This is a genomic window from Rhizobium sp. BK251 (genome assembly GCF_004345245.1).
Taxonomy (GTDB): Bacteria; Pseudomonadota; Alphaproteobacteria; order Rhizobiales; family Rhizobiaceae; genus Rhizobium.
The window spans coordinates 401,630-428,173 of the sequence record NZ_SLUQ01000008.1 but is presented as its reverse complement, the minus strand read 5'-3'; the positions used below and the strand labels follow the sequence as shown (position 1 = coordinate 428,173).

Below are 26,544 nucleotides of genomic sequence, written 5' to 3'. Positions count from 1 at the left end.
GGCGCCGCCCTACTGGAGGAGCGGCGACCAGGCAGGGTCGGATGCATAGGTCGGTGTCTTGACGGCCTGCTCGTTGTAGCCCGACAGATCGATGGAATAGAGCTGCGGTCCGCCAGAGCCTGCCGCCTGTCGGAAGAACATGAGCACGCGGCCGTTCGGCGCCCAGGTCGGGCCCTCGTTGTGGAAGCCCGTCGTCAGAATGCGCTCGCCCGAACCGTCCGGCTTCATGACGCCGATCGAGAACTTGCCGCCCGACTGCTTGGTGAAAGCGATGAGATCGCCACGCGGCGACCAGACCGGCGTCGAATAGGAACCGTCGCCGAAGGAGATGCGTGTCTGGCCGGAGCCATCGGAATTCATCACGTAGAGCTGCTGCTTTCCGCCACGGTCGCTTTCGAAGACGATCCGGTTGCCCTCAGGCGAATAGGAGGGCGAAGTGTCGATTGCCGCCGTCGACGTCAGACGCGTCGTGGTGCGCGAGCGCAGGTCCATCGTGTAGATGTTGGAATTGCCTTCCTGCTGCAGGCTCATGATGACCTTCTGGCCGTCCGGAGAGAAGCGCGGAGAAAAGGTCATGCCGGGGAAATTGCCGACGACTTCACGCTGTCCAGTGTCCAGTTGCAGCAGGTAGACCCGCGGCTGCTGGTTCTCGAACGACATGTAGGTGACTTCCTGCTGGTTGGGCGAGAAGCGCGGCGTCAGCACGAGGTCGCTGCCGTTCGTGAGCGTGCGGACGTTGAAGCCGTCCTGGTCCATGATGGCGAGCTGGCGCTTGCGCTCCGTTTTCGGACCGCTTTCCGAGACGAAAACGACACGGGTATCGAAATAGCCATCCTCGCCGGTGATCTGCTTGTAGATCGCGTCGGCGATGATGTGGGCGACGCGACGCCAGTTTTCGGGCTGGGTGTAGAACTGCTGCCCCGTCATCTGCTGGCCCGCGAAGGTGTCCCACAGGCGGAACTCGGCGCGAAGACGGCCGTCGGCCTCCTTGGTGACACGGCCGGTGACCAGAGCCTGTGCGTTGATGACCTTCCAGTCCTCAAATCGCGGCGCGACATCCGGATTGGCGATCTTCTCGATGAAGGCGGTCTTGTTGATGGGCGCGAACAGGCCCGAACGCTGCAGGTCGTCGGCGATGACCTGGGAGACCTGTGCGCCGAGATCACCCTGTAGGAAGTCGGTGACTGCGATCGGCAGCGGCTGGACGTTGCCCTTGTTGATGTTGATTTCCACGAGCGCGTTGGCCGGCGTCGTGAACGCCGCCGCAGTCATCAGACCCGCGGCGACCATAAGAGCGCGGATAAGGGAACACTTGGTCATAGAGGAAAGGCCTTTCAGCATTTAGATTCCCAGATCGCTCGGATCGAAGTTGACGACGACTTCGTTCCAGGCATCGTATTTGTCCTTCGGAAGGGACGCGAAGGGCGCGGATTTCATGATGGCGCGGTAGGCACCCCCGGCGAGCGCGCGTCGGGTGGACTCGTTCTCGCCACCGGTCGCCTCGACTTCGGGATCGCCGATGATGTTGCCCTCCGGATCGAGCTTCATGTGGACGCGGATACGCACTTCGCTCATGCCTTCCATGCCGGGAACGATCGACCAGTTGCCGGCAATCGCGCTCTTCAAGGCGTCCATTTCGCTGAGCGACAGCTTCGAGCCGTTCGTGCTCTTCTTCGCGCCGAGCGAGGCTTCCTGCGTCGAGCGCTTGGCGCCGCCGGCAGAGGGATCGGTCTTGTTCAGGAGGGCCGAGATCTCGTCGGCGTTGAAGTCGCTCTTCATCGACGAGGCGGATTTCGCCGTCTCTCGCTTCTGATCGTCCTTCTTCTTGTCGGTCGGCTTTTCGGCGGTTTTCGGCTGGTCCGGCTTCTTCTCCGGCGGCTTTTCGGCGGCCTTAGGTTCGGGTGGCTTCACCTGCGGCTTGGCGGCCGGCGTCGGCACATTGTCGGGCAATGCCTCGGCATCCGGCTTCGGCGGCTCTTCCGGCTTGGCCTCTTCCTGCGGCTTCGGCTCCTCGGGCTTCGGCGGCACGATTTCCTCCGGCTTCGGCGGAGAAATGGAGGCGACCTCCTTCGGCTCGACGTCGGTCTCTTCCTTGTTGACTTCCTTCACGTCGTTCGGGACGGGATCGACCTGCGGCAGCGGCTTGTCGCTCGAATTGGCGGCGGCCGCCTCGCTGGTGCTCGGCTTGGAATTCGGAACAGGGGGTGTTTTCAGGTCGACATTGTTGTCGCCGGCGTTCTCGGCAGCCTCTGCGATCGGCGGACGGGTCGTCGGCACCGGCGCCGAAACCTCCTTCATCGGCGCCTTCTTGTCGCCCTGCTGCATCTGGGTGATCGACTCGACGGGCACCAGGTCCACCGGCATCGCCTCGAAATCCTCCACCTTGAAGGATTCCGGCGTTCCGATGGAGACCAGCGCCCAGGTGAGCACCATGCCATGCAGAACCACAGATGTGACGACGCTGGCCTTCATCGCTTGCGCTACGAGTCCTTCTTCTGCTGGGTAACGAGGCCGATATTCTTGTAGCCGGCACCCTGGATACGGGCCATCACGTCGGCGATGACGCCATAAGGCGCCGTCGCATCGCCGCGCACGAAGATGCGCTCGCTATAGCCGGTCGTGGCAATCGCCTCGAGCTTGGCCGCGATCTCGGCAACCGGGATCGGTGTTTCCTGCAGATAGACCTCGCCATCCGCCTTGACGGAGATGGTGATCGGCTGGGTCTCGGAATTGAGAGCCTTCGCCTCGGTATTGGGGAGATCGATCGGCACGCCGACCGTCATCATCGGCGCCGCCACCATGAAGATGATCAACAGCACGAGCATGACGTCGACGAGCGGCGTCACGTTGATTTCGGAAACCAGGGCTCTCCGGCTCCCGCCGCGACGACGGCGACCACCGCCTCCGCCGCTATTGCCTCCAACAGCCATACCCATGTCGGTGCACTCCGTTTCCGTCGGTTATTGAGCGGCAGCGCGAGGCTGCAGCTTCTCGTCGATCTGGCGCGAAAGGATGGCGGAGAATTCGTCCGCGAAACCTTCCATGCGGGCGGAAAGCTTGCCGGCATCGGCGGAAAACTTGTTGTAGGCGATGACCGCCGGGATAGCGGCAACGAGGCCGATCGCGGTCGCAAGCAGCGCTTCGGCGATACCGGGAGCGACGACCGCGAGGTTCGTCGACTTGGAGCCGGCGATTGCCTGGAAGGAGGTCATGATACCGACGACCGTACCGAAGAGGCCGATGAAGGGAGCGGCCGAACCGATGGTCGCGAGCGAGCCGAGGCGGGCGCTCAGATATTCCGATTCGCGCGCCAGAGTAACGTCCATTGCCCGGTCGATACGCATCTGCAGGCCGATCGGCGAACGGGCGCCGCGCTCGAACGACTTCTTCCACTCGCGCATCGCGGCGACGAAGATGGCGCTGAGGCCGGTGTTGCTTCGCTCCGAAAGCGTGCGATAGAGCTCTTCGAGCGACTGACCCGACCAGAACACCTGTTCGAAATGATCGAACTGGCGCCGTGCCCGGCCATAGTTGAGATACTTGTCGATGACGATCGCCCACGTCCATACGGACGCGCCGAGCAAACCGAGCATGACGAGCTTGACGACCAGTCCTGCCTGCATGAACAGCGACCAGAGCGATACGTCTGCCGTTGCTGCTGCCAATCCAACTTGTTCCATTGATCCAAAATCCCCGAATCCGAACGCCCGGCGCTGGACCGGGCGGCACAAAGTGATTTCGCAAGAAATGTCCGGCTGCCGCCGAGAACGCCCTGGTCAAGCCTCCAAGCTCTTCATCGCCTTCTTGCCGTCAAATTTGGTCAAAGGAAGGCGTGCACCGCACAATCTATGACTTTTACAGTAAGACACTATTATCGTTAACAGATGGTTAGCGTCCCGATATGACGGTTATTGGGTCAAGGTCGACGAATCTATCTCGTAACTTGCCCGACAGGGCCTCCATTGCGGAGGAGCGCGGATAATCCCTTGCAGCGCGGGAATTCCTTCACATAAAAATCATGTTTTAACAAGGTGGCTCCGTCCTCTTATTTTTCGGGGGTCTCGCGGGAGGTTCTCCGGCGCCGAGATGCACGCCTCCGGGAAATCGGCATTCGACCTCCATGATCGGCAAAAACTCGTCTATAGTGCAGGCGACCTGACGCCGAGGCGGGCGCATCGGGCGTGCGGAGCAAGCGAGGGGAAAGCTTGGCACTGGTAGCCCGGGTTCTGATCTTGATCGTCCTTGGCCTGATCGTCGCGCTTGCGGCGGCCTGGGCGGGGCTTGCCGTTTGGTACAAGCTGCCGACCCCCGAGATCGCGAGGGCCACAGCCGGTGGCCTGGTCGTCCTGCTGGGCCTCGCGACCATCATCGCCCTCTTCACTCGGCTGCGTTTCCGTGCCCTGATCCTCTTTGCCCTGGTGCTTGCGGCGGTGGCTGTCTGGTGGAGCACGATCAAGCCGCCGGCGGAGGCTGATTGGTCGCCCGACGTCGCTCGCCAGGTAAGCGGAACGCTGAACGGCGACATACTGACGCTGACGAATGTTCGGGACTTCGAATGGGACGACAGCGGCAAGGCCAACGAGCGCTGGACCACGCGGACCTACGATCTCAGCAAGCTGCGCACGCTCGATCTCTTCATGTCCTACTGGTCGGGCCCGAGCATTGCCCATGTCATCCTGAGCTTCGGTTTCGAAGGTGACGAGTATCTGGCCTGGTCAATCGAAGTGAAACGGCCACTCGGAGGCAAATTTTCACCGGTCGCCGACGCCTTCAAGAGCACGCCCCTCGTTATCATCGCCGCCGACGAACGCGATGTGGTGCGGCTGAGGTCGAACATCCGCAAGGAGGATGTCCAGATCTATCGCCTGCGGGTGGGGCCGGCCGGAGCCCGTGCACTGCTGCTGGAATATGTCGAGGACGCGAACTCGCTCTCCTCCAATCCCCAATTCTACAACTCGATCACCACCAACTGCACGACGACGGTGGTCAAGCTAATGCGCGCGGTCGGAGCAACGGTTCCGTTCGACTGGCGGCTCATCGTCAACGGCTATCTGCCCGAATACGCCTACGAGCGCGGCGCACTCGACACCAACCTGCCGCTCGCTGAGCTTAAGGCCGCAGCGCACATCGACGAACGCGCGCAGGCTGCCGGCCTTTCGCCGGACTTTTCCCGACTGATCCGGGTTGGCGTGCCCTCACCCTCGCTGGCCGCGAACTAAAGCCCGCTTTCCGCCTTCGAGGCTGGCAGATCAGGCCGGCGCCTTGGCAAGAAACTGGGCCGCAAGCGATTCCGGCAACCGTCTGGGCCTGCCCTTCGCATTGATGACCGCGATAATGACCTTTGCCGCGATCAGCAGGGTCTCGCCGCGGCGGATCTCCTGGTTGAGCACCATCTTGGCGCCACCAGCCTTTTCGGTGATCGTCGTGATCGTCAGCACCTCGTCCATGCGCGCAGGAGCCTTGAAGTCGATCTCCATGCGGTGGACGACGAAGACCAGGCCTTCCTCATCGGTCGTCAGCAGCGCGCTCTGCTCGCAGCCGAGACAGCGCAGATAGTCGGTGCGGCCGCGCTCCAGAAAATGCAGATAGCGGGCGTGATAGACGAGGCCGGAGAAATCCGTGTCCTCGTAGTAGACGCGCTGCATCAGCCGATGACCGCCGTCGATCAGTTCTCCCGAGATCAGAAAAGGGCTGCTGTTCATTTCAACTCTCCAGACATGCGGCCCTCTTTGACCCAAGTCGCTTTGACGCGCAAGCATTGAACAAATGTCATAATTCTTAACTATGCCCGGTGGAATGCGACCGAACAGGAGGCGACTCATGAAGATTGCGGTTATGGGCGGGGACGGGTTCATCGGCTGGCCGACTTCCCTCCATCTTTCGGACGCGGGCCACGAGGTCCATATCCTCGACAATCTCTCGCGCCGCTGGATCGATACCGAACTCGGTGTCCAGTCTCTCACCCCGATGGATTCCATCCAGGAGCGCACGCGAATATGGCATGCCGAGACCGGCCGCCGCATCCACTTCAACCTGATCGACCTCGCCAAGGACTACGAGCTGCTCAAGACGTGGCTCGGCGAGCACCGCCCCGACGCGATCATCCACTTCGCCGAGCAGCGCGCCGCGCCCTATTCGATGAAGAGCGACCGGCACAAGAACTACACCGTCAACAACAATGTCAGCGCGACGCATAACCTCCTGAACGCGCTCGTGGAACTCAATCTCGACGCCCATCTCGTCCATCTCGGCACCATGGGCGTCTATGGCTATTCGACGGTCGGCGCGGCCATTCCCGAGGGCTACCTGCCGGTGGGCATCGAGACGCCGGATGGTCACTCGGTCAGTCAGGAGATCCTCTATCCCGCCAATCCGGGCTCGATCTACCACATGACCAAGTGCCTGGATCAGCTGCTTTTCCAGTTCTACGCGAAGAACGATCTGCTGAGGATCACCGACCTGCACCAGGGCATCGTCTGGGGAACGCACACCGAGCAGACGCGCCGGCACACGCAGATCATCAACCGCTTCGACTATGACGGCGACTACGGCACGGTGCTGAACCGCTTCCTGATCCAGGCGGCGATCGGCTACCCGCTGACCGTGCACGGCACCGGCGGCCAGACCCGCGCCTTCATCCATATCCAGGATTCCGTGCGCTGCATCGAGTTGGCATTGATGAACCCGCCGGCGCGCGGAAGCCGCGTCGAAATCTTCAACCAGATAACGGAAACCCATCGGGTGCGCGATCTCGCCGAGATGATCGCGAAGATCTCCGGATCGGAGATCGCCTGGCTGCCGAACCCGCGCAAGGAGGCTGCCGAAAACGAGCTCGTCGTGAAGAACGACAAGTTCCTCGATCTCGGCCTGAAGCCGATCACGCTGGAAAGCGGGCTGCTCTCGGAGATCGTCGATGTCGCCAGGAAATACGCCTATCGCGTCGACCGTTCGCGTGTGCCGGCCGTCTCCGCCTGGACCAAGGACCTTGCCGCGACCGTCAATCACGATCCCGAAGGCAAGCGGCTGAAATCCGTCTCATGATGATCGGGAGCGAAATGCTGCAGGGGCTGCGCCCGCGCACCAGCCCGCAATCCCGCCAGGCCTATGTGACGCTGGTGACGAATGCCGATTACGCCATGGGCGCGCTGGCGCTGGCGCGCTCGATATTCTGGTCGAAGACCGCGGCGGATGTCGTCGTCATGCATACCGGCAGTGTCGCCGACGAGGTGCTCGTACCGCTCGAGGCGCTCGGCTGCCGGCTGATCGGGGTCGAGCATCTGCCGCTTTCCGACGACTTCAACGAACGCCACGGCCGCAGCGCGCTGCACGCCGCCGCTCCCTTTACCAAAGGTCGCAAGCCGGCCTTCCACTCTCCGCTCGACAATTTCTGCAAGCTGCGGCTCTGGCAGCTCATCGACTATGATTCCTGCATCTTCATCGACGCCGACGCGCTGGTGCTGAGAAACGTCGACAGGCTCTTCGACTATCCGGAATTCTCCGCGGCGCCGAACGTCTATGAAGGGCTTGCGGATTTCCACCGGCTGAATTCCGGCGTCTTTGTCGCCAAGCCGTCGCTCTCGACCTTTGGCAGCATGCTGAAGCTGCTCGATCGGCAGGGCATCTTCTGGCCGCGCACCGACCAGACCTTCTTGCAGGAATTCTTCCCCGATTGGCACGGCCTGCCCGTCTTCATGAACATGCTGCAATATGTGTGGTTCACCATGCCCGAACTCTGGGACTGGAAGAGCATCTCGATCCTGCACTATCAGTACGAGAAGCCTTGGGAGAAGGACCATCCCAAGGCGGAAAAGCTGAGGCCGCTGATCGAGCTCTGGCATTGTTTCCATGAAGGTCGCGCCCTGCCCGAGATAGCCACGCTTGCCAATCCGAGAGAGGCTGCATGAAGGTACTGGTGTCGGGCGGGACGGGGCTCGTCGGTCGCTACATCGTCGAGGAACTGCTCGCGGCCGGTTATTCCGTGACAGTCGGCGGGCGGCAGGCGCCGGCACCCGACCTCTTCTCCCGCTCCGTCGAGTTCCTGCCACTCTCGCTCGATCCCGACCGGGACCAGATCGAGGCTTTCGACGATGCCTATTTCTTCGTGCATGCCGCCTTCGACCACGTGCCGGGCAAATATCGCGGCGGGGAAGGCAACAATCCGGAAGGATTCCGGCGACGCAATCTGGATGGAAGCGTCAGGCTCTTCGAGGCCGCGAGGCGCGCCGGCACCCGCCGCTGCGTGTTCCTGTCGAGCCGGGCCGTCTATGGGGAACTGCCGGCCGGAACGGTGCTCGAAGAAACCATGCTGCCGCAACCGGAAACCCTCTATGGCGAGGTGAAGCTGCTCGCCGAACGCAGCCTCGCCGCGCTTGCCGCACCGGGATTTGCGACAGCGAGCCTGAGACTAACCGGCGTCTATGGCAACCTTCGGCCGAACAAGTGGGATGGGATGATTGCCGACTACCTTGCTGGCCAGCCGATCACCGCCCGCGCCGGAACAGAGGTCCATGGCAGCGACGTCGGCCGTGCCGTGCGGCTGATGCTGGAGACGGAGGCGGCGCGCATCAGCGGCGAGGTCTTCAACGTCTCCGGTATCCTTACCGAGACGCGCGAGATTCTGGGCATCGTGAGGCAGGTGACCGGCTGTCCTCATCCGCTTCCGGAACCGGCTGACCGCGGCAGTATCAACGCCATGTCGACGGAAAAGATCCGCAGGCTTGGCTGGCGCGGTGGCGGCCTCGATGCGCTGGAGCGAACCCTGCGAGAGCTTGCCTCGACGGCAAACGGCACCACACGCTCAGCTTCGTAAGGCCGGGCTTTCCTATCGCATCAGGCGATCTTCGCTGAGACCAAGCGCGGAAACCTCGTCTCCCCTGAAACGGGCATCGTCTGCGACGATGAACTCGTCGAGTTGCGGTGGGGGAACGCTGGAGCCCGCCAGCATCGCATGGGCCTGGCCGCGATGATGCGTCTGGTGCTGGAAGAGGTGGCTCAGCACATCCTCCGCGCGTTCCGGCTGAATGCGGTTGGCGCGGTGCAGGTTGACAGTCGAAACGAGGCTCATCGGCGTCAGGGCGTTGCAGAGGTTCACCAACCGCGCATCGACCTTCGCCTGTTCAGCGGCAAGCTCCGCAGCACTCTCAAAGGGTTCGTCAACCTCAAACGCCTTGACGCCCAGCGTGCCGCCCTCGAGCGCGTCGACATAAAACCAGTCGACGGTGAGAATGTGGTTCAGCGTCGACCTGATGGACGGGAAGAAGCTTGTCCGCGTCGCCTCGAATTCTCCCGGCTTCAGCTCAGCGCAGGCGCGGTGCAGGCGCAGGTTCGCAAGCGCATTGTTGTAAGCGAGCTTGCGGAAAACTCGAACGGGATCGAATTCTGTCATGGTTGCTCCTCCCTTGCTCCCCGAGGCCACTAGCGCAAAACACGTCCTAAGTCAGGGTTTGGTGCTTTCGGCGAAGCTTAAGTTTCGAAACCAGATCGGCAGCGAGTTCATCGACGCCCATCTTGGCGGTGTCGACAACAAGAGGTCGCTCGCCCCAATCTTCATAAACACGACGGGTGATCTCATCCCAGATCGGCTTCACCAGCCCTTCAACATCTGTCTCCCGTGTCTCTGCTCTTCGCCGATGCTCAGCCTTGTCCGAGCAAATGACCTCTACTTCGACGGCTTGCACGACCGATCGTTTTGCGACCGAAAGCCAGGCGTCTCTGGTTACGTGTAGGCAGTTTACGGAATCCGCGACTACGGTATTGCCCAGAGCGAGGTTGTCTCGAGCGATACCATAGGCAACCACGTAACCTGCCGGACCGACGTCGAAACTCGGCGCAATTGAAGCCCGGATATTTTGTTCGATGGTATCGACCCGAACGTGCACGGCCCCTAGCTGTTTCGCCAAAGCGCACGCAATTGTTGTTTTTCCAGCGCCGGGCAGGCCACCAAGGATTACAAGCATGCAGCGCGCCTCCAGATTGTTTTCCGCTGAATTCTAGATGGAATTCTTAATCACGGAATGACACGGTAGGTCTGATCATGGCACATTTATCCGGATGAGATTGCTGACAGATCCTGCCCTTGGCGGAAACAGTTGAACACCATGCCGCGGGAGCGCAACGCACGAAGAACAATGCTCACCTAGTTGCTCCGGTCAAGATCGCCGTCGTTCCAGACGAGATGGCGCGGCGATTGCGGCAGGTTTTCGATCTCTTCCGCAATGAAATAGGGCGGTATGTCGAGCGCGGCCAAGGCCTCACGTGTCGCCTTCGCCCATTTGAACTCGAGCGCGTTCTTTCCGTCCTGTATCCGATGAACGATCTTTTCTGGGTGGAAGGGAAAGCTCTCGGGGATCGTCATGAGATAGTAGAAGCCCATCTCGTGCCAGTCCCGCTTCTCGTAGTGAAAGAAATTCTCGACAACCCAAAGCAAGCGCCCGACGGAGACCTCGGCGCCGATCTCTTCGAGCATCTCGCGCTTCAGCGTTTCCTCGGAAGCTTCGCCGATCTCCGCGCGGCCGCCCGGAAAGGTCCAGAACGGTTCCTGCGCGGCGCGATGGACAAGCACATGGCCGTCGCGAAACCCGAGGCCGGCGACCCGCACCTGGAACCGCCACTTCGGCTTTGCCTTGATCTTTATGCGCGTGCGGCCGCCCATGACGCCAGCTCGACCATCAGTCATCCTCCAGACTCATGCGGAACTGCGCCGCCTCCATATCCTTGGGCGGCTGCATGCCGAGATGCTTCCACGCGGTCGCCGTCAGCACGCGGCCGCGCGGCGTGCGCTGGATGAAGCCCTGCTGGATCATGTAGGGCTCGATGATGTCCTCGATGGCGTCGCGCGGCTCGGAGAGGCCGGCAGCGATCGTCTCGATGCCGACCGGACCACCGCCGAAATTGACGGCGATCATGTTGAGGTAACGCTTGTCGAGCTGGTCGAGGCCCATATTGTCGACGAGCAGCCGCGTCAGCGCCTCGTCGGCGATCTGCCGGGTGACAGCCTCCGCGCGGGCGACCTCCGCGAAATCGCGCACGCGACGCAAGAGCCGGCCAGCGATGCGCGGTGTGCCTCGAGCACGCCGTGCGATCTCGAGCGCCCCCTCGTCCGTCATCGGCAGCCCCATGAGACGGGCGCCGCGGCGAACGATCAGTTCGAGCTCTTCCACGGTATAGAAGTTGAGTCGGACCGGAATGCCGAAGCGATCCCTGAGCGGCGTGGTGAGAAGGCCGAGCCGCGTGGTTGCCGCAACGAGCGTGAACTTCGCAAGGTCGATCTTGACGGATCGCGCCGCCGGACCCTCGCCGATGATGAGATCGAGCTGGAAATCCTCCATGGCCGGATAGAGGATTTCCTCGACGGCGGGATTGAGCCGGTGGATCTCGTCGATGAAGAGCACGTCACGCTCTTCGAGATTGGTGAGAAGAGCCGCGAGGTCTCCCGCCTTGGCGATGACGGGGCCTGAGGTGGAGCGGAAGTTGACCCCGAGCTCCTTGGCCATGATCTGGGCGAGCGTCGTCTTGCCGAGGCCGGGCGGACCGACGAAGAGCACGTGGTCCAGCGCCTCGCCGCGGTTCTTCGCTGCCTCGATGAAGACCTTCAGGTTGGCGCGGGCCTCGGCCTGGCCGGTGAATTCATCCAGAGATTGGGGACGCAGCGTCGCGTCGAGGTCTTCTCCGCGCTTTTCCGACGATATCAGGCGGGCGGCTTCACTCATGTCTATTTCCGTTCCAACAGCTCTGACACCAATACACCAAATTGCGGCGCTTTCGACATCACGGGGAGGTTTTCTCTCCGCTCACCGCGACAGCTCCTTCAATCCGAAACGGATGAGCTTTGCGCTGTCGGCGCCCTCGCCCGCGGACTTCAGTGCGGCGGCAACGGCGTTGGCCGCCTGGTCGCGAGAATAGCCGAGATTGGTCAGCGCCGAGACCGCATCGGCGACGGGAGCGGCCGCAACACCCTCTCCCAGTTCCTGCTTGAGACCAATATTGACCGCCTCACCAGCGAAGGATGGCGCCTTGTTCTTGAGTTCAGTGACGATGCGCATCGCGACTTTCGGCCCGACGCCCGGCGCACGCGAGACCGATGTACGGTCCTGCAGCGCGATCGCATTGGCAATCTCGGCCGGCGTCAGCGTGGAAAGCACGCCAAGCGCGACCTTGGCGCCGACGCCCTGCACGCTCTGCAGCAGGTTGAACCACTCGCGCTCCAGCGCCGTCATGAAGCCGAAGAGCTTCAGCTGGTCCTCGCGCACATACGTCTCGATGAAGAGCACGCAGGCCTCTCCGACCGAGCCTATCTTCGAAAGCGTGCGCGCCGAACAGAAGGCCACGTAGCAGACGCCGTGGACATCGACCAGCACATGGTCGTCGCCGATCTCGTCGATAGTGCCTTTAAGCTTGCCGATCATGAGAAATGTCCGTCAGGGGTGCGTTTCGGGTGAAATGATGTCGAGCGAGGGGAAGTACGAGCGGAAGCCCTTGGGGTCGCGCGTCAGAACCGTATAGCCGCGGATCATCGCATGAGCGCCGATCATGAAATCCGGCAATATGCGATCGCGTCCGCCGCTGGCCAATCGGTACTGCCGGAAAGCCGCAGCCGCCGCGAAGGCAGCCGGCCACGGCAGGTTCTCGCGACGAAACTCCTCTTCGGGCAAGAGACGATCGACCTCGTCCATATCCTGGTAGCGAACGGAAAATTCCGCATAGATGATCGGATTGATCGCAACCGGCCCGCCCCTGAAGGCAAGATAGACCCTCTGGCGTGACCACTGATGCCAATCGGAGGTCGGCACGGCGAGGTCCACAAGCACATTCGTATCGACAAGCGTCGTCATCGAATCAGCGATCACGCGTCATGTTCATCAACGCCTCGGCGTCGATAGACTGATCACCGGTGTCCTTCATGCGTTCGAGCGCCGCCATGAAACGATCCAGCCTTTCACGGTCCTCGATCTGCTGCTTGCCGCCCTTCGGCGAAATCACAAGCTTCCCGCCCTCGATCGAGAAGATCACCTCGCTATTCGGCTCGATGCCAGCAAGCTCACGCAGGTCGCGCGGAATGGTGACCTGCCCCTTCGAAGTAACACGCATGACCGGCTCCTCATTTGCGGTAATAATTATCATTACCGGCGGAACAAGTCAAGAACACATCAGCCTGCGATGGCCTGGCGCATGCGGTTTCCACCGCGATGATGAGCATGGCAGATGGCGATGGCGAGCGCGTCGGCGGCGTCGTTGCCCTTGAACTCCGCCTTTGGCATCAGGATCTTCAGCATCATGTGGATCTGCTGCTTTTCGCCGTGGCCGACGCCGATGACCGTCTTCTTGACGGCGTTCGGCGCATATTCGGAGACAGGCAGCCCGGCGCGCGCCGGTACAAGCATGGCGATGCCGCGGGCCTGGCCGAGCTTAAGCGTAGCGACGGCATCCTTGTTGACGAAGGTCTGCTCGACCGCCGCCTCGTGTGGCTGGTAGCTGTGAACCACCTCGGCAAGACCGTCATGCAGCTGGCAGAGCCTGGAGGCAAGATCCATGTCGCCATCCGACGTTACCGTTCCGGAGGCAACGAAGCGCAGCGAATTGCCGAGCGTCTCGATGATACCCCAGCCGGTACGCCGGAGACCGGGATCGATGCCGATGATGCGAATCGTGCTGCTCATGCTGAACCCTACCTTTCGCGAAAGGCATCTGCCAGCCAAATGTGAACAAAGCGAAAACAAACTTCCCGCACAGTTCCATTTACGTGAATTAAACGCATTGCGGGAATTCTGATCCCTTAAATGCAGGGGGCGCCCGCTGCGGCCGGATGCGGGCCGGCGCACCACCGGCTGAATATATTCGGAAGAGGGGTTTCCGGTTCATGGCTCAGAGATTTCAATCGCTGTCCTTCAAGGTCATCGCGACCTTCGTGCTGCTCACGCTTGTTTCGATTAGCGCCATCGACATGCTCGCCTATTACACCAGCAGCCGCATCTCCGGCGAGCAGGCCCAGAAGGCCAAGGAGAGTGTCCTGACCTTCCGGGGCGACATGCTGCGCGACCGGCTGGAGCAACTCGAGAACCAGGCCAATTCGATGGCACGCATCGAGGCGCTCCAGATGGCGATCACCAGCCTGAAGAGCGGCTGGAAGACGATCGAGAAGAACTCCGGCAACGCGCGTGCAGAGCTCAAGGACGTCTTCATCACCAAGAACCCGAACCCCGCCGACCAGCGCGAGAAGCTCCTGAAGCCGGAAGGCCCGAGCGGCTTCTACTATTCGAACCACGAAAAGGTGCAGGGCGACGTCGCCAAGACCCTCGGGGGCACGGACTTCAGCGACCTCCTGATCGCCGATCTAGAGGGCAACGTTCTCTACTCCTACAAGAAGGGCGATGCCTTTGCCGAGGACATGAAGTCCGATGCCTGGAAGGACACGGGCCTCGGCCTCGCCTATGCCCGCGCGATCGCCAACGCGGCACAGGCTACGGAGGATTCCGCGCCAACGGCATTCTCCGGGCTGCGCGTCGATGCCGCAAGCGGAAAGCCCGCGATCTTCTATGCCGTGCCGGTGGTCAAGATGGGCGCGCCGAAGGGCGTGATCCTCTTCAAGGTGCGCGACGACATCATCGCCGCGATCCTCGCCAAGGGCAATGCGGCCGGAAGCTCGGCCATGTCGGCCATCGTTTCCGATGACGGCACGGCAATCGGCCTCGATGCGGCGGGCCAGCTCGTCAACCTCGATGCCTCCAAGTTCGCCTTCGCGAAGGACGCGCTGACAAATAGCGGCATGATGGTCGCCGATTTCGAGCGTGCAGATGGCGCCGCGCGCGCCTATGTCCGTAGCGTCGACTATCACGGCTCCCGCTTCCTTGTGGTCGAGAGCCTGCTGCTGAGCGAGCTGAACGCGGGATCGATCGAGATCGCGACCATCCTTACCCTGCTTGGCCTCGGCGTGCTCGCGGTCACGTTGACTGCGACCACCATCGTCATGAAGATGCTGTTCTCGCCACTTGCACGCCTCGCCGCGATCACACGCGACGTAGCCGACGGCAAGCTCGACGGCGAGATCGGCAGCCAGGGCCGCAAGGATGAGATCGGCGTCATGGCAAGGGCGCTGATGAGCTTCCGCACGTCCCTCACAGAGCAGCGCCGGCTCGAGGCCGCAAGTGCCGACGAGCGCGCTGCCGCAGATCAGGAACGCCGCCAGCGCCTTGCCGAACGCGACGCCGAGGCACGTTCGCTGCAGGACGTCGTCGAGGCGCTCGACGAGGGCCTGACGCATCTCGCGGAAGGAGACCTCGCCTACCGGATCGGCCGGACCTTCCCGAGCGAACTGGAGGCACTGCGCCACAACTTCAACGAGGCGCTGGCGACCCTGAACGAGACCATGGCCGCCATCGGCGGAAACTCGCAGGCCGTCCGCTCCGGCTCGAACGAAATGCGTACCGGCGCCGATGAACTGGCAAACCGCACCGAGCGCCAGGCCTCCTCGATCAGCGAGACGGCGAGCGCGATCAACGCGATCACACAGTCGGTTCGTGCGCAGATCGAGCGAGCCGAGCAGGCAGCCAAGATCGCCCGCAACGCCCAGAGCGAGACGCTCGGGTCCGGCGAGATCATGCACGAGACGATCGCCGCGATGGAGGCGATCCAGGGATCTTCGCGTCAGATCAACCAGATCATCAGCGTGATCGACGAGATCGCCTTCCAAACGAACCTGCTGGCTCTCAATGCCGGCGTGGAAGCGGCGCGCGCCGGCGAATCCGGCAAGGGCTTCGCCGTCGTGGCCCAGGAGGTTCGGGAACTCGCGCAACGCTCCTCGAGCGCCGCCAAGGAGATTGCCGGCCTTCTGCAGAAATCGACCCGTGAAGTCGAAACCGGCGTCTCGCTTGTCGAGAAGGCAGGTGTCGCGCTCAAGGGCATCGGCCAGCATGTCGAAGCCATCAATGGCCAGATCGAAGGAATGAAGGACGCGACACGCGAAGAAGCCGATGCGTTGCGCCAGATCAACGTCGCCGTCTCCGAACTCGATGGCATGACCCAGCAGAACGCCGCCATGGTGGAGGAGACGACGACGGCGATCCGCCGCCTTGCGACAGAGGCCGAAGAGATGGACCGCCGCCTCGGCAACTTCCGCCTCTCGGCCTCCTCGACCGGCCGCACGACGGAAGTCGAATACCTCCGCGCCGTCGGCTGAACCGACAGCATTGCCGGATTTCGGAGGGCCGCCTGCGGCCCTCAGACTACTGACAAAGCCGCCAACCCGATTGGCAGCTTATAGAGCGGAAAAATGCCTACCGCCGTCATACCGGCCTCGTGCCGGTATCCAGCGCGATCAAGTCCTTGATCGCGAAAGACTCTTTCGCAGCGCAGACGCCCGGCGGGCTGAATTCCGGCTCAAGCTCGGAATGACGGCGAACCAAGGTGTGTCGAACCGCAAGAGGTTGTCAGCAGTCTGGGGCCGCCTGCGGCGCCTCTTCCGTGCCTGGACCGCGGAGAAATCGTCGCGAGCCTTTGGAATAACGACAACGCGAACCTACATGGATGGTTATCGTTTCAGATCGCCTCAATCCCCTTGAAGGTTTTCCATGGTTCCCTTTTCCATTCTCGATCTTTCCCCCGTTTCCGAAGGCACCACCATCCGCCAATCCTTCGAAGGCTCGGCGCGCATGGCGCAGAAGGCGGAGGAATACGGCTACAAGCGCTTCTGGCTGGCGGAGCACCACGGCATGCCCGGCGTAGCGAGCGCAGCGACCGCCGTCGTCATCGGCCATGTCGGCGCAGCGACGAAACGCATCCGCATCGGCTCGGGCGGCGTTATGTTGCCAAACCACTCGCCGCTCGTCATCGCCGAGCAGTTCGGCACGCTGGAGGCCCTCTTTCCGGGCCGCGTCGATCTGGGTCTCGGCCGCGCTCCGGGCACCGACATGCGCACCGCTCAGGCGCTGAGGCGCAACCTCGATGCCGGCGCCAACTCATTCCCCAATGACGTCGTGGAGTTGCAGCAACTGCTCGACTCGCCGGTCGAGAACCAGGCGATCCTCGCGGTCCCGGGCAACAGCTCGCATATCCCGATCTGGCTACTGGGCTCGAGCCTCTACAGCGCCCAGCTCGCCGCCATGCTCGGCCTCCCCTATGCCTTCGCCTCGCACTTCGCACCTGACATGCTGCTCGATGCGCTGGCGATCTACCATGATCGCTTCGAACCTTCCGCAACGCTGGATAAGCCCTATGCGATGGTGGGCGTCATGGGTTCGGTGGCAGAGACAGACGAAGAGGCACAGTACCACTTCACCTCGGCGCAGCAGCAGTTCGTCAACCTGCGCCGCAACGTGCGCGGGCCCTTCCCGCGTCCCGTGAAGGATATGGAGAGCTTCTGGACGCCGATGGAAAAGATCAATGTGGAGCACACGCTGCGCTACGCCGTCGTTGGCTCGCCGAAGACTGCCGAGGCAAAGCTGGACGGCTTCCTGAAGGAGACCGGCGCCGACGAGCTCATTATCTCCATGCCGATCCACGATATCGAGGCGCGGCTGAAGTCGGTCGAGCTGTTTGCGGGATTGGATGCATTCGAGAAAACGGCAGCCTGATCCAGGCAAGAGGCTTTCACTGTCATTCGAAGCAAGGCGAGGCAGGCGGTTTCCCGCCTGCCTCGGGTCGTCTCAGCTAGCCCCCTTGGCTGCTATGGCCTTTCGCAAATCGTCCAGTTCTTCGCAGCCATCAGGGCAAAGCTTCGCCAGTGTTGCCAACTGTTCGTTGGCTTTGGCCATGTCGCCGGTCTCGACATAGAGCTCTCCGAGATATTCCCGGGCCGCCCTGTGGTCGGGCTGCAGTTCCAGCGCCTTGGTGTAGTAGGTGAGCGACGTCCGGTAGTCGCCAGTCTTGCGAAGCGTGAAGCCCATCAGATTGTAGACATCAGCCTGCTGCGTGGTCTGGGCAATGCCTTGAAGCTCCTTCAACGCGCCCGAATAGTCCTTCGCCGCGATCTTGGCCTGCACGGAGGTCAGATCGGGAGCATCGGACGACTCAATATTGTCGACGGCGAGCGCCGGGGTCGCAGCCGCGATGCTGATGACAAGGGCAGCGACCAGCCGCCCGTTGAGCATAAACGGTCTCATGATCGTTCTCCTTTGCCGATCAGGCTTGAATTACAGGCGTGAACCCGTAGGAATTTCCGTCTTTCACGAAGGTGCCCGTTCCGGGGAACGGGAAGTGGGAACCGCAGATCTTGATGTTGTCTGCGATCACCCGGTCGATCAGTTTGCGGCGGGTGTCGACCGCCATCGGTCCGTCCTGGTCATAGGCGCCCTGCCATTCCGGATGCGGTGCAAGCAGGGCCGGCACGTACATGATGTCCGCCGAAACCATGAACTGATCGCTCCCCGCATCCACGAGATAGACGGAATGACCGGGCGTATGGCCGGGCGCCGATATCAGCCGGATGCCCGGGGCGACTTCGGCCCCGTCATCCACGAGCTTCCAGTTCTTCCATTTCGGGAAGACCTCGGCGATGCGCTTGCCGGCGGGCTTCCGATCGGGAGCCAGCTTGTCGAGGCGGCCCGGATCGGTCCACCAGTTGAATTCGGCGGCATTGACGATCAGCTCGGCATTCGGAAATACCGGATCGTTCGTTCCTTTCTCCATCAGCCCCCAGACATGATCCGGGTGGAAGTGCGAGATCATGATTGTGTCGATCTTCTTGTAGTCGATGCCTGCGGCCGCCATGTTGGCCGGCAGATGCTTGGCGTTCGCCTGCCACTGCCCCACGCCGGAGCCGGCATCCATCATGATCAGCCGGTCGTCGACCTTCAAAACGACGACGGTCAGCGGGATCGGCATGAAGTCCGTGGTCTGGCCGGCCTTGGCAAGCGCTTCCTTCGTGTCTTCGACGGACGCATTGCGGATGAATTTCGGATCGTGCGGCTTGCGCCATATGCCGTCATAGATCGCAGTCACTTCGACCGATCCCACCTTGTAGCGATAGAAGCCGACGCGCGGCTCAAGCGGCGTTTGGGCAAAGACGGGAGCGACGAACTCCAGCTTCGATGACAGGCCGAACGCAGCCGCGGCTGCTGCAGAGCCCAGAACGGCGCGACGTGTCATGTTGAACATGGTGATATCTCCTCGGGTTATTTCGGTATCTGCGTCGTGGAGCAACCTATCGGCCCCACTGCCAAAACCAGATCGCGGGCCTTGATGGTTTATTCCGAAGAAGCTCGGGAATTTTCGCAAGTTATTGAAATAAAACTTAAATTTTTGCGGAGCGACTTCGGAGCGTGCGTCCGCTGAAAAAAATCGTTGGTCGTGGGAATAAAACGGCCGCCCGCCCGATCTATTCAAAGAACCGCACATTGGACCTTCTTTGATCCGAGGCTTAAATTCGCCCTCTGCACAGCTCGGGAAACAGAATGACAGACGCCTCTACCGCGTATCCGGCATCATTCGGCCACCGCCCTCCCCTCGCCCTCGTCGCCAACCTATGGGTGGCGGGAATGAGGGCTGCGCACTCCCTTCTTGGTGACGGCCGGCGCCCAAGCGCCCACCCGATTGCCGCAGCAATCGCCTTTGTCTTGCCGAGCACCACAGCCGAAGCAGGGGTCAAAGGAAGTGCTGTCGAGTTGACAGGCGATGCCCGCGACACACCGGGAGACGCCGATGTCATGCAGCGCTTCCACCGCACGATCATGCCGCACATGGACGCCGCCTATAATTTCGCGCGCTACTTGAGCCGCGACCAGGATGCCGCCCAGGATATATTGCAGGATGCTTTCCTGCGCGCCTGCCGCGGCTTCGGGGGCTATCGCGGAGGAGATCCGCGCGCTTGGATCTTCAGTATTGTGCGCAACTGCTACCACGCCTGGCTGATCGAAAAGCGGCGCAAGTCTCGCCTGGAGGTACCAATGCCGGGGCGGGCGGATGACGACGGCAAGCGATCGACTGACTATGACATCGCCTCGGATGAGGACACGCCCGAGATGGCTGTCATCCACGCGACGGAGTCGCTACGCGTTCGCAAGGTGATCGGCGCCCTGCCCGAAGCCATGCGCGAGGTGCTGGTGCTGCGCGAACTCGAAGACCTCTCCTATCGCCAGATCGCGGAAATTGTCGATGTGCCCATCGGCACTGTCATGTCGCGGTTGGCAAGGGCGCGCCAGGAATTTGCCGATGCATGGCGCCTTCTCGAAGACGGTGGAAAGACGAAATGAGCGAAGAGAATGCGGACAAGGAAGGCTGCCGGGAATGGCGCGTCATGCTGCACGGGTTCGTCGATGATGAACTGGATTCCGTGCACACCGCGCAATTCGAAAGCCACCTTGAATCCTGCCCCGATTGCATCGCCGAACTGGAAAGACTTCAAACCATGAGACGGCTGATGAGACAGGATGGAGTGAAATGGCCGGTGCCTTCAGCCGTTCGCTCCTCCGTGCTCGATGCCCTTGCTCAGGAAGAGCGGTCGAGAATAGCGGCCCGGCGGACGGCGTCGCAGCAGACATGGTGGGCGCGCGGCCTGCGCTATGTGAAGGAATGGAGCTTTATCCCATCGCTCGGCGTGCTCGCGGCAAGCGCCTTCCTCTTCTTCAATGCGCCGAGATCCGACCTTCCCATCCAGGACGAAGTCCTGGCGAGCCACCTCCGCTCGCTGCTTGCCAACCATCTGACCGACGTGCTGACCTCGGATCAGCATACCGTCAAGCCATGGTTCGACGGCAAGATCGATTTCTCGCCGCCTGTCGTCGATCTGGCGCCGCAGGGCTTTCCGCTGGTCGGCGGCCGCGTCGACTACATCGACGGCAGGGTTGTCGCCGCGCTGATCTATCGCCGCCATGCGCACATCATCAATGTCTTTGTCTGGCCGGACAAAGCCGGAGCGGAAACGGCAAGCGCCCACGAAGGCTATAACGTCGTGAAGTGGTCGAGCGGCGGTCTCGTCTTCTGGGCAGTGTCGGATGTGGCGGCATCCGATCTCGCAACCTTCCGTGACGATTTCATGCGACAGGCCGGATCGTAACGGGCCTGAAAAAGAAAAAGCCCGGCATGAAGGCCGGGCCTTTCGATTAAATGGGAACGGTATCAGGCCGAAAGCTTGGCGAGAACCTCGTCGGAAACCTCGAAGTTCGAATAGACGTTCTGGACGTCGTCGTCGTCTTCCAGGCTGTCGATGAGCTTCAGCAGCGACTGTGCCTTTTCCTCGTCGACCGGCACGTTGTTCTGGGCGCGCCAGACGGCCTTGACGGTTTCGGCTTCGCCGAGCAACTCCTCGAGCGCCTTGGCGACTTCGCCCAGGCTTTCGAAGGCGGTTGTGATGTAGTGACCTTCCTCGTCGGTCTCGACATCGTCGGCACCGGCTTCGATCGCCGCTTCCATCACCTTGTCGGCATCGCCGGCGGAAAGCTTGTAGGTGATCTCGCCGACATGGTCGAAGGAGAAGGACACCGAACCGGTTTCGCCGAGCGCGCCGCCAGCCTTCGTGAAGATTGAGCGGACGTTGGAAGCGGTGCGGTTGCGGTTGTCGGTCAGGGCCTCGACGATGATCGCCGTGCCGCCCGGGCCGTAGCCCTCGTAGCGGACTTCGTCGTAGTTCTCGCCATCGTTGCCGGCGGCCTTCTTGATGGCGCGGTCGATGTTGTCCTTCGGCATCGACTGTGCCTTGGCGTTCTGGATCGCGAGGCGCAGGCGCGCATTCATGGAAGGATCCGGCAGGCCCGCCTTGGCGGCAACGGTGATTTCGCGCGCGAGCTTGGAGAACATCTTCGACCGCACGGAATCCTGTTTTCCCTTGCGGTGCATGATGTTTTTAAACTGTGAATGGCCAGCCATGGCACCCCTGTTCACGTCTCATTGTTCGGATTGGGCCGCCTTATAAGAGCGAAACGGCCGCCATTCAAGGGGCAAGCAATTGCCAGGCCGTCGCTACGGGGTATGCCGCGGCGCGGAACAAAGCCGTTTCCATGGCGTTTCGACCGGACATCTGCAAAAGGGAAAGGAACCGCCATGGCAAGCTTCAGCGAGGCCCGGGAACAGCCGGCGCGTCAGTTGTGGGACCAGGTCAACGACGTTCACGCCGGCATGCTCGGCATCGACGGCGTCGACATGCACATGCAGCCGATGGCGCCACATGCCGACCCGGCGACGAACACGATCTGGTTCTATGCCAAGACTGAGGCCGATATCGTACGTTCCGTAAAGCCCGGCACGCGCGCGCATTTCTGCCTCATCGGCAAGCACCACGACTATCACGCCTGCCTTGCGGGGATGATCGAGGTGCGCCCGGACCCGACCAGGATCGATGAGTTCTGGAATTCGGTCGTGGCGGCCTGGTACGAGAACGGGAAGAAGGACCCGCAGCTCACCATGCTCGCAATGCATGTGGACGACGCGGAAATCTGGATTTCGACCGGCAGTACCCTCAAGTTCGGCTGGGAGATCGCCAAGGCGAACCTCGAGGACGACAAGACGCCCGATGTCGGGCTCAAGCGCCACCTGCACTTCGCCTGACGGCGAGAATGCCCGGGCGTAGGGAGAGGGCCGCCCGGGCATCTGGTCCGAACGGCCTCAGAGGCCCTTCAGAACATAGATCAGCGGTTTCTTCGGCAGGCTCCGCATTGACACGGTAATGCTGTCGGTCGGCGCGTAGCCGACGTCGAAATCGCTTCCAAACATGCCGACGAACGCGCGCACCGGCGGCCCCGGGCGATGCATCGGCAGGATGAGGGCCGAGCGCAGGCGCTTGATGACCCTGCTCATGCTGTCGGCACCCATCGTAAGTCCGCCATCCACCGGCACCATCACGATGTCGAGGCGACCGATCTCGGCATAGTGGCTGTCGGTCAGCTCGTAGTGCAGGTGGCCGAGATGGCCGATGCAGAGCCCCGCCACCTCGAAGATGAAGATGGAATTGCCGTCCTCGCTCGAACCGCCGATGCCGTAGCTGAAGCGGATATCGGTGGTCACGTTGCGAATGTAGGTATCGCCGATGACGAGATCGATGTCGGCCTTTTCGCCGGGAACATCGCTCCACCCGTGGAGCACATGCTTGATCCCCGGGTCCGGCGTCAGCGTGAAATGGGTCTGATGCGCCTTGTTCATCGTCACGACGTCGGGCGTCGTCGCCGGCCTGTACCAGCCGTTGTAGTCCGTCGCAATGGAAACGCCCAGCGGTGTGACGATGTTGAAGGTCGAATGACCGAGATAGGTGATCGTGACGTCCTCCTCCTCGGAGGTGGCGGCCAGCAGGGGAGCGGGACCCGAGAAGCTTGCATATGTCGCGTGCGGGATGTTCTCTGCGACCAGCTGGCACTGGCTGACGGGCGGACGTACTTCCTGCGCCCATGACAGGCCGGGTGAGACCACAAGGCATGAGATGGCGAGGAAAAGATATCGCGGCGTCATGCCACCCCTCCCGGCGCTTCACGTTTGCGCGAGGATGCGGCACGGTCCCCAGCAGGTCTAGGGCGAAACTTTCGCCATCCGCTCACATTTCCGTCATTGCCTGACACTGCCTACAAGGCAGGCAATGGCTGTCAGCGCCAGAACTCCGGAATGGTTTCCGAAAGGCGCGGACCGAGCCGCAGCGGAGCGACCTTTTCGGCAAGACCGGTCGCATCGGATATCTCGACGCCGACGCCGCAGATCGTCGCCGGTCCTGTGGAAGCCTCCATGCGTCCCTTGGGTACCTTGGAAATGAACCGGTTGAGCGGCTCCTCCTTGTCCATGCCGAGCGAGCTGTCGTAGTCGCCGCACATGCCGGCATCCGACATGTAGGCCGTGCCGCCGTTCAGGATCTGGCAATCGGCCGTCGGCACATGGGTATGCGTACCGACGACGAAGCTTGCCCTGCCATCCACGAAATGACCGAAGCACTGCTTCTCGCTGGTGGCTTCCGCATGGAAATCGAAGACGATGGCGTCGGCCTCGGTCTTCAGCGGGCAGGCGTCGAGAATGGCCTCCGCCGACTTGAACGGATCATCAAGTTCGGGATGCATGAAGACGCGCCCCATGATGTTCGCGACCAGGATGCGTGCACCGTTTCGCGCATAGTAGAGCCCGGAGCCACGTCCGGGCGTTCCCGCCGGATAGTTTGCCGGTCGCAGGAACTGGTCGTGGCGGCCAGCGAATGCAACGGCGTCCTTCTGGTCCCAGACATGATTGCCGGTGGTGACGACATCGGCACCGGCGTTGATCGTCTCGAGGAAGATATCCTCGGTGATGCCAAAACCGCCGGCGGCATTCTCGCCGTTGACGATGACGAAATCGAGCTTCAGGTCAGAAACCAAGCCCGGGAGCCGGTCCCAGACCGCCGTCCGTCCTGTCTTGCCGACCATGTCACCCAGAAAAAGCAGACGCATTCACTATCCAATCCACGAGGCAAAGTAACGCAGGCCGCTTTCCGTGAGGACGGCATCGACGCTGACATCGTGCGGCTCAGCGGGCACATGTGCCACTTCCTGGCAGTCGAAGGCAATGCCAATCAGCCGCGGATGCAGCCCTTTTTGGCGCAAGCGGTCGATCGCGCGGTCGTAGTGGCCGGCGCCGTAGCCGATGCGGTGGCCCCTCGCGTCGAAGGCGGAAAGCGGAACCAGCATGAGTTCGGGATCGAGCACGGCCGCATCCGGACCCGGCCCGGCAGTGCCGAAACCGGTGTTCACCAGCGGCACGCCCGGCACCAGCTCGCGGAAGACGATCCTCTCCTTATCGAGGATCGCCGGGACGCAAAGGCGTGCGCCGCGAGCGCGCAGCCGCGCCATCAGGGGCCTTATGTCGGCTTCCGACCGGATCGGCAGGAAGCCCGAGACGATCGTGCCCGGCTCGAATGCAACGGTCTCACCTGCATGGTCGGCCATCGCCATGCTCTTCTCGATCCGCTCTTCCGGCGAAAGGGCGTCGCGTAGCGCGAGACGCTCATTGCGGTATTGGGCTTTCAGTTCCTTCGGCGTCATGGCGGCTTTCGAGTTCATTCCACAATCGTGTGAACATAAGGGTCCCGTCCTCGCCAGCGCAAGCCACCGCACGGAAATGCCGCATCGCCATCCATTAGTGATCGCTTGTTAATGAATAACGACAGGAGCAAAATGCCGCGGCGGCGGGACAGGACCCTGCCGGGGAGGAGAGCGATCATGGACAATCTGAACCTCACGACCTTGCAGCAGGGGCAGGCTGCTATAGCAGGCTCGGCGATCGAGGCGCTGGCCGCGGGCTTGCGTGGCAGTCTTCTGACCGGCAGCGACGCCGGATACGACGAAACGCGCGCCATCTGGAACGGCATGATTGATCGGCGTCCCGGCCTTATCGTGCGCTGCGCGGGCGCGGCCGACGTCATCGCCGCAGTGCGCTTCGCAAGAGACAACAGCCTGCTCGTTTCAGTGCGCGGCGGCGGACACGGGATCGCCGGCAACGCTATCTGCAACGGCGGCGTCACCATCGACCTTTCAGCGATGAAGTCAGTCAGGGTCGACCACCATACCCGCAGGGCGCGGGTGGAACCCGGCGCGACACTCGCCGACGTCGACAAGGAGACGCAGGCATTCGGGCTGGTACTGCCCACGGGCATCAATTCGACGACGGGGATCGCAGGCCTCACGCTCGGTGGCGGCTTCGGCTGGACCACGCGCAAGTTCGGGCTGACGATCGACAACCTGATATCAGTTGATGTCGTCACCGCCGATGGTGAGCTGGTGCGCGCAAGCGAGACGGAAAGGCCCGATCTCTTCTGGGCGCTGCGCGGCGGCGGCGGCAATTTCGGTGTCGTCACCTCCTTCGAATTCCGCCTCCACGAGCTCAATCACGACGTTCTCGCCGGCCTCGTCGTGCATCCCTTCGCGGATGCCGAAAAGGTGCTCAAGGAATATCGGCAGGCGCTCGAAAATGCGCCCGACGAACTGACCTGCTGGGTGGTCATGCGACAGGCGCCGCCCCTGCCCTTCCTTCCGGCCGAATGGCACGGCCGCGAAATCCTGGTGCTGGCCATGTGCTATTGCGGTGATCTCGCGGCCGGCGAGAAGGCGACAGCTGCATTGCGCGGCATAGGAAGGCCCATCGCCGATGTCGTCGCCCCGGCGCCTTTTGCTGCCTGGCAGCAGGCATTCGATCCGCTGCTGACGCCCGGTGCGCGCAACTACTGGAAGAGCCAGGACTTTTCGGCACTGACGGATGCGGCGATCGGCGTGCTCACCGATTCGATCCGCAAGCTTCCTGGTCCGGAATGCGAGGTCTTCATCGGCCATGTCGGCGGCGCGGCCGGCCGGGTGCCGACCGAGGCGACTGCATTTCCGCAACGCAGTTCGCATTTCGTCATGAACGTGCACGCCCGCTGGCGCGAGGCCTCGATGGACAGCACCTGCATAGGCTGGGCGCGTGATCTCTTCGAAAAGACGAAGCCGCACGCGATCGGTACGGCCTACATCAACTTCATGCCGGAGGACGAAACAGACCGCGTCGAAAGCGCCTATGGCGCCAACTACAAGCGGCTCACGGAGGTCAAGCTGCGCTATGACCCGAAGAACCTCTTCCGGATGAACCAGAACGTGAAGCCGCTCGCAGAAGTGCGCGCGGCATAGCCTTCCCGGCGAGAGC

The 26,544-nt window shown here is 62.1% G+C and carries 29 protein-coding genes; 10 read left to right on the top strand and 19 right to left on the bottom strand.

Annotation, left to right across the window (positions count from 1 at the left end):
• Positions 1–9: 9 nt before the first annotated feature.
• From tolB to tolQ, 4 genes are read right to left on the bottom strand one after another with little or no spacing between them, the layout of a single operon-like run.
• Entirely contained in the window at positions 10–1,320 is a 1,311-nt protein-coding gene (gene tolB / locus EV286_RS22570; RefSeq protein ID WP_132959398.1) for a Tol-Pal system beta propeller repeat protein TolB, read from the bottom strand.
• Between the two features lie 21 nt (positions 1,321–1,341).
• On the bottom strand, positions 1,342–2,472 hold the full coding sequence (locus tag EV286_RS22565) for a hypothetical protein (RefSeq protein ID WP_132959397.1): 1,131 nt from the start codon (positions 2,470–2,472) through the stop codon (positions 1,342–1,344).
• Positions 2,473–2,480: 8 nt separating this feature from the next.
• The gene (tolR, locus tag EV286_RS22560; RefSeq protein ID WP_132959396.1) at positions 2,481–2,936 is read right to left on the bottom strand and encodes a protein TolR; all 456 of its coding nucleotides are present in this window, start codon (positions 2,934–2,936) and stop codon (positions 2,481–2,483) included.
• Positions 2,937–2,960: 24 nt separating this feature from the next.
• Positions 2,961–3,680, bottom strand: coding sequence for a protein TolQ (gene tolQ, locus EV286_RS22555; RefSeq protein ID WP_132959395.1), 720 nt, complete (start codon positions 3,678–3,680; stop codon positions 2,961–2,963).
• A gap of 525 nt (positions 3,681–4,205) precedes the next feature.
• Here tolQ and EV286_RS22550 point away from each other — a divergent pair.
• On the top strand, positions 4,206–5,219 hold the full coding sequence (locus EV286_RS22550) for a DUF4105 domain-containing protein (protein WP_132959394.1): 1,014 nt from the start codon (positions 4,206–4,208) through the stop codon (positions 5,217–5,219).
• 30 nt (positions 5,220–5,249) lie between these two features.
• Here EV286_RS22550 and ybgC read toward each other — a convergent pair whose 3' ends face one another.
• Positions 5,250–5,702, bottom strand: a complete 453-nt coding sequence (gene ybgC / locus EV286_RS22545) for a tol-pal system-associated acyl-CoA thioesterase (protein ID WP_132959393.1) — start codon at positions 5,700–5,702, stop codon at positions 5,250–5,252.
• Positions 5,703–5,820: 118 nt separating this feature from the next.
• Here ybgC and EV286_RS22540 point away from each other — a divergent pair, with 118 nt between their 5' ends.
• From EV286_RS22540 to EV286_RS22530, 3 genes are read left to right on the top strand one after another with little or no spacing between them, the layout of a single operon-like run.
• Positions 5,821–7,041 carry an NAD-dependent epimerase/dehydratase family protein gene (locus EV286_RS22540; RefSeq protein ID WP_132959392.1) on the top strand — a complete coding sequence of 407 codons (1,221 nt, stop codon included), beginning with the start codon at positions 5,821–5,823 and terminating at the stop codon, positions 7,039–7,041.
• Complete coding sequence (locus tag EV286_RS22535) at positions 7,038–7,904, top strand: glycosyltransferase (RefSeq protein ID WP_132959391.1); 867 nt, start codon at positions 7,038–7,040, stop codon at positions 7,902–7,904. The genes EV286_RS22540 and EV286_RS22535 overlap by 4 nt, the downstream gene beginning before the upstream one ends.
• Positions 7,901–8,809 (top strand): NAD(P)-dependent oxidoreductase, encoded by a 909-nt coding sequence (locus tag EV286_RS22530; protein ID WP_132959390.1) that lies wholly within the window; start codon positions 7,901–7,903, stop codon positions 8,807–8,809. The genes EV286_RS22535 and EV286_RS22530 overlap by 4 nt, the downstream gene beginning before the upstream one ends.
• 12 nt (positions 8,810–8,821) lie before the next feature.
• Here the strand turns inward: EV286_RS22530 and EV286_RS22525 are convergent, their stop codons facing one another.
• The 8 genes from EV286_RS22525 to ruvC form a co-directional block, all read right to left on the bottom strand.
• Positions 8,822–9,385: a DinB family protein gene (locus EV286_RS22525; RefSeq protein WP_132959389.1), complete on the bottom strand. Its 564-nt coding sequence runs from the start codon at positions 9,383–9,385 to the stop codon at positions 8,822–8,824.
• Between the two features lie 46 nt (positions 9,386–9,431).
• A complete protein-coding gene (locus EV286_RS22520) occupies positions 9,432–9,956 on the bottom strand; it encodes an AAA family ATPase (RefSeq protein WP_132959388.1) in 525 nt (174 codons plus the stop codon).
• Positions 9,957–10,135: 179 nt separating this feature from the next.
• Positions 10,136–10,651 (bottom strand): NUDIX hydrolase, encoded by a 516-nt coding sequence (locus EV286_RS22515; RefSeq protein WP_132959483.1) that lies wholly within the window; start codon positions 10,649–10,651, stop codon positions 10,136–10,138.
• 16 nt (positions 10,652–10,667) lie between these two features.
• The gene (gene ruvB, locus EV286_RS22510; protein ID WP_132959387.1) at positions 10,668–11,708 is read right to left on the bottom strand and encodes a Holliday junction branch migration DNA helicase RuvB; all 1,041 of its coding nucleotides are present in this window, start codon (positions 11,706–11,708) and stop codon (positions 10,668–10,670) included.
• Between the two features lie 81 nt (positions 11,709–11,789).
• Positions 11,790–12,404 carry a Holliday junction branch migration protein RuvA gene (ruvA, locus tag EV286_RS22505; RefSeq protein ID WP_132959386.1) on the bottom strand — a complete coding sequence of 205 codons (615 nt, stop codon included), beginning with the start codon at positions 12,402–12,404 and terminating at the stop codon, positions 11,790–11,792.
• A 12-nt stretch (positions 12,405–12,416) separates the two neighbouring features.
• Positions 12,417–12,830, bottom strand: a complete 414-nt coding sequence (locus EV286_RS22500) for a type II toxin-antitoxin system VapC family toxin (protein ID WP_132959482.1) — start codon at positions 12,828–12,830, stop codon at positions 12,417–12,419.
• A gap of 4 nt (positions 12,831–12,834) precedes the next feature.
• Positions 12,835–13,086 carry an AbrB/MazE/SpoVT family DNA-binding domain-containing protein gene (locus EV286_RS22495; protein ID WP_132959385.1) on the bottom strand — a complete coding sequence of 84 codons (252 nt, stop codon included), beginning with the start codon at positions 13,084–13,086 and terminating at the stop codon, positions 12,835–12,837.
• A gap of 59 nt (positions 13,087–13,145) precedes the next feature.
• Positions 13,146–13,655, bottom strand: coding sequence for a crossover junction endodeoxyribonuclease RuvC (gene ruvC / locus EV286_RS22490; RefSeq protein ID WP_132959384.1), 510 nt, complete (start codon positions 13,653–13,655; stop codon positions 13,146–13,148).
• A 200-nt stretch (positions 13,656–13,855) separates the two neighbouring features.
• Between ruvC and EV286_RS22485 the strand changes: the two genes are divergently transcribed.
• Positions 13,856–16,171, top strand: coding sequence for a methyl-accepting chemotaxis protein (locus EV286_RS22485; protein WP_132959383.1), 2,316 nt, complete (start codon positions 13,856–13,858; stop codon positions 16,169–16,171).
• Between the two features lie 391 nt (positions 16,172–16,562).
• Entirely contained in the window at positions 16,563–17,564 is a 1,002-nt protein-coding gene (locus tag EV286_RS22480; protein ID WP_132959382.1) for an LLM class flavin-dependent oxidoreductase, read from the top strand.
• A gap of 72 nt (positions 17,565–17,636) precedes the next feature.
• Here EV286_RS22480 and EV286_RS22475 read toward each other — a convergent pair whose 3' ends face one another.
• Entirely contained in the window at positions 17,637–18,080 is a 444-nt protein-coding gene (locus EV286_RS22475; protein ID WP_245500800.1) for a tetratricopeptide repeat protein, read from the bottom strand.
• Positions 18,081–18,111: 31 nt separating this feature from the next.
• On the bottom strand, positions 18,112–19,086 hold the full coding sequence (locus tag EV286_RS22470; protein WP_132959380.1) for an MBL fold metallo-hydrolase: 975 nt from the start codon (positions 19,084–19,086) through the stop codon (positions 18,112–18,114).
• 296 nt (positions 19,087–19,382) lie between these two features.
• On the opposite strand from EV286_RS22470, the gene EV286_RS22465 reads away from it, so the two are divergent.
• Both EV286_RS22465 and EV286_RS22460 read left to right on the top strand, forming a co-directional pair.
• On the top strand, positions 19,383–20,180 hold the full coding sequence (locus EV286_RS22465; protein WP_245500791.1) for a sigma-70 family RNA polymerase sigma factor: 798 nt from the start codon (positions 19,383–19,385) through the stop codon (positions 20,178–20,180).
• Positions 20,177–20,983 carry an anti-sigma factor gene (locus EV286_RS22460; protein WP_132959379.1) on the top strand — a complete coding sequence of 269 codons (807 nt, stop codon included), beginning with the start codon at positions 20,177–20,179 and terminating at the stop codon, positions 20,981–20,983. Before EV286_RS22465 ends, EV286_RS22460 begins: the two co-directional genes overlap by 4 nt.
• Before the next feature lie 62 nt (positions 20,984–21,045).
• Here EV286_RS22460 and EV286_RS22455 read toward each other — a convergent pair whose 3' ends face one another.
• A complete protein-coding gene (locus EV286_RS22455) occupies positions 21,046–21,792 on the bottom strand; it encodes a YebC/PmpR family DNA-binding transcriptional regulator (protein WP_132959378.1) in 747 nt (248 codons plus the stop codon).
• 174 nt (positions 21,793–21,966) lie between these two features.
• Between EV286_RS22455 and EV286_RS22450 the strand changes: the two genes are divergently transcribed.
• Positions 21,967–22,470: a pyridoxamine 5'-phosphate oxidase family protein gene (locus tag EV286_RS22450; RefSeq protein ID WP_132959377.1), complete on the top strand. Its 504-nt coding sequence runs from the start codon at positions 21,967–21,969 to the stop codon at positions 22,468–22,470.
• A gap of 57 nt (positions 22,471–22,527) precedes the next feature.
• Here the strand turns inward: EV286_RS22450 and EV286_RS22445 are convergent, their stop codons facing one another.
• From EV286_RS22445 to EV286_RS22435, 3 genes are all read right to left on the bottom strand, one after another.
• Entirely contained in the window at positions 22,528–23,364 is an 837-nt protein-coding gene (locus EV286_RS22445; protein WP_132959376.1) for an MBL fold metallo-hydrolase, read from the bottom strand.
• A 131-nt stretch (positions 23,365–23,495) separates the two neighbouring features.
• The gene (locus EV286_RS22440) at positions 23,496–24,320 is read right to left on the bottom strand and encodes a YmdB family metallophosphoesterase (RefSeq protein ID WP_132959375.1); all 825 of its coding nucleotides are present in this window, start codon (positions 24,318–24,320) and stop codon (positions 23,496–23,498) included.
• 3 nt (positions 24,321–24,323) lie between these two features.
• The gene (locus EV286_RS22435; RefSeq protein ID WP_132959480.1) at positions 24,324–24,911 is read right to left on the bottom strand and encodes a 5-formyltetrahydrofolate cyclo-ligase; all 588 of its coding nucleotides are present in this window, start codon (positions 24,909–24,911) and stop codon (positions 24,324–24,326) included.
• A 177-nt stretch (positions 24,912–25,088) separates the two neighbouring features.
• On the opposite strand from EV286_RS22435, the gene EV286_RS22430 reads away from it, so the two are divergent.
• Positions 25,089–26,528 (top strand): FAD-binding oxidoreductase, encoded by a 1,440-nt coding sequence (locus EV286_RS22430; RefSeq protein WP_132959374.1) that lies wholly within the window; start codon positions 25,089–25,091, stop codon positions 26,526–26,528.
• Positions 26,529–26,544 lie beyond the last annotated feature (16 nt).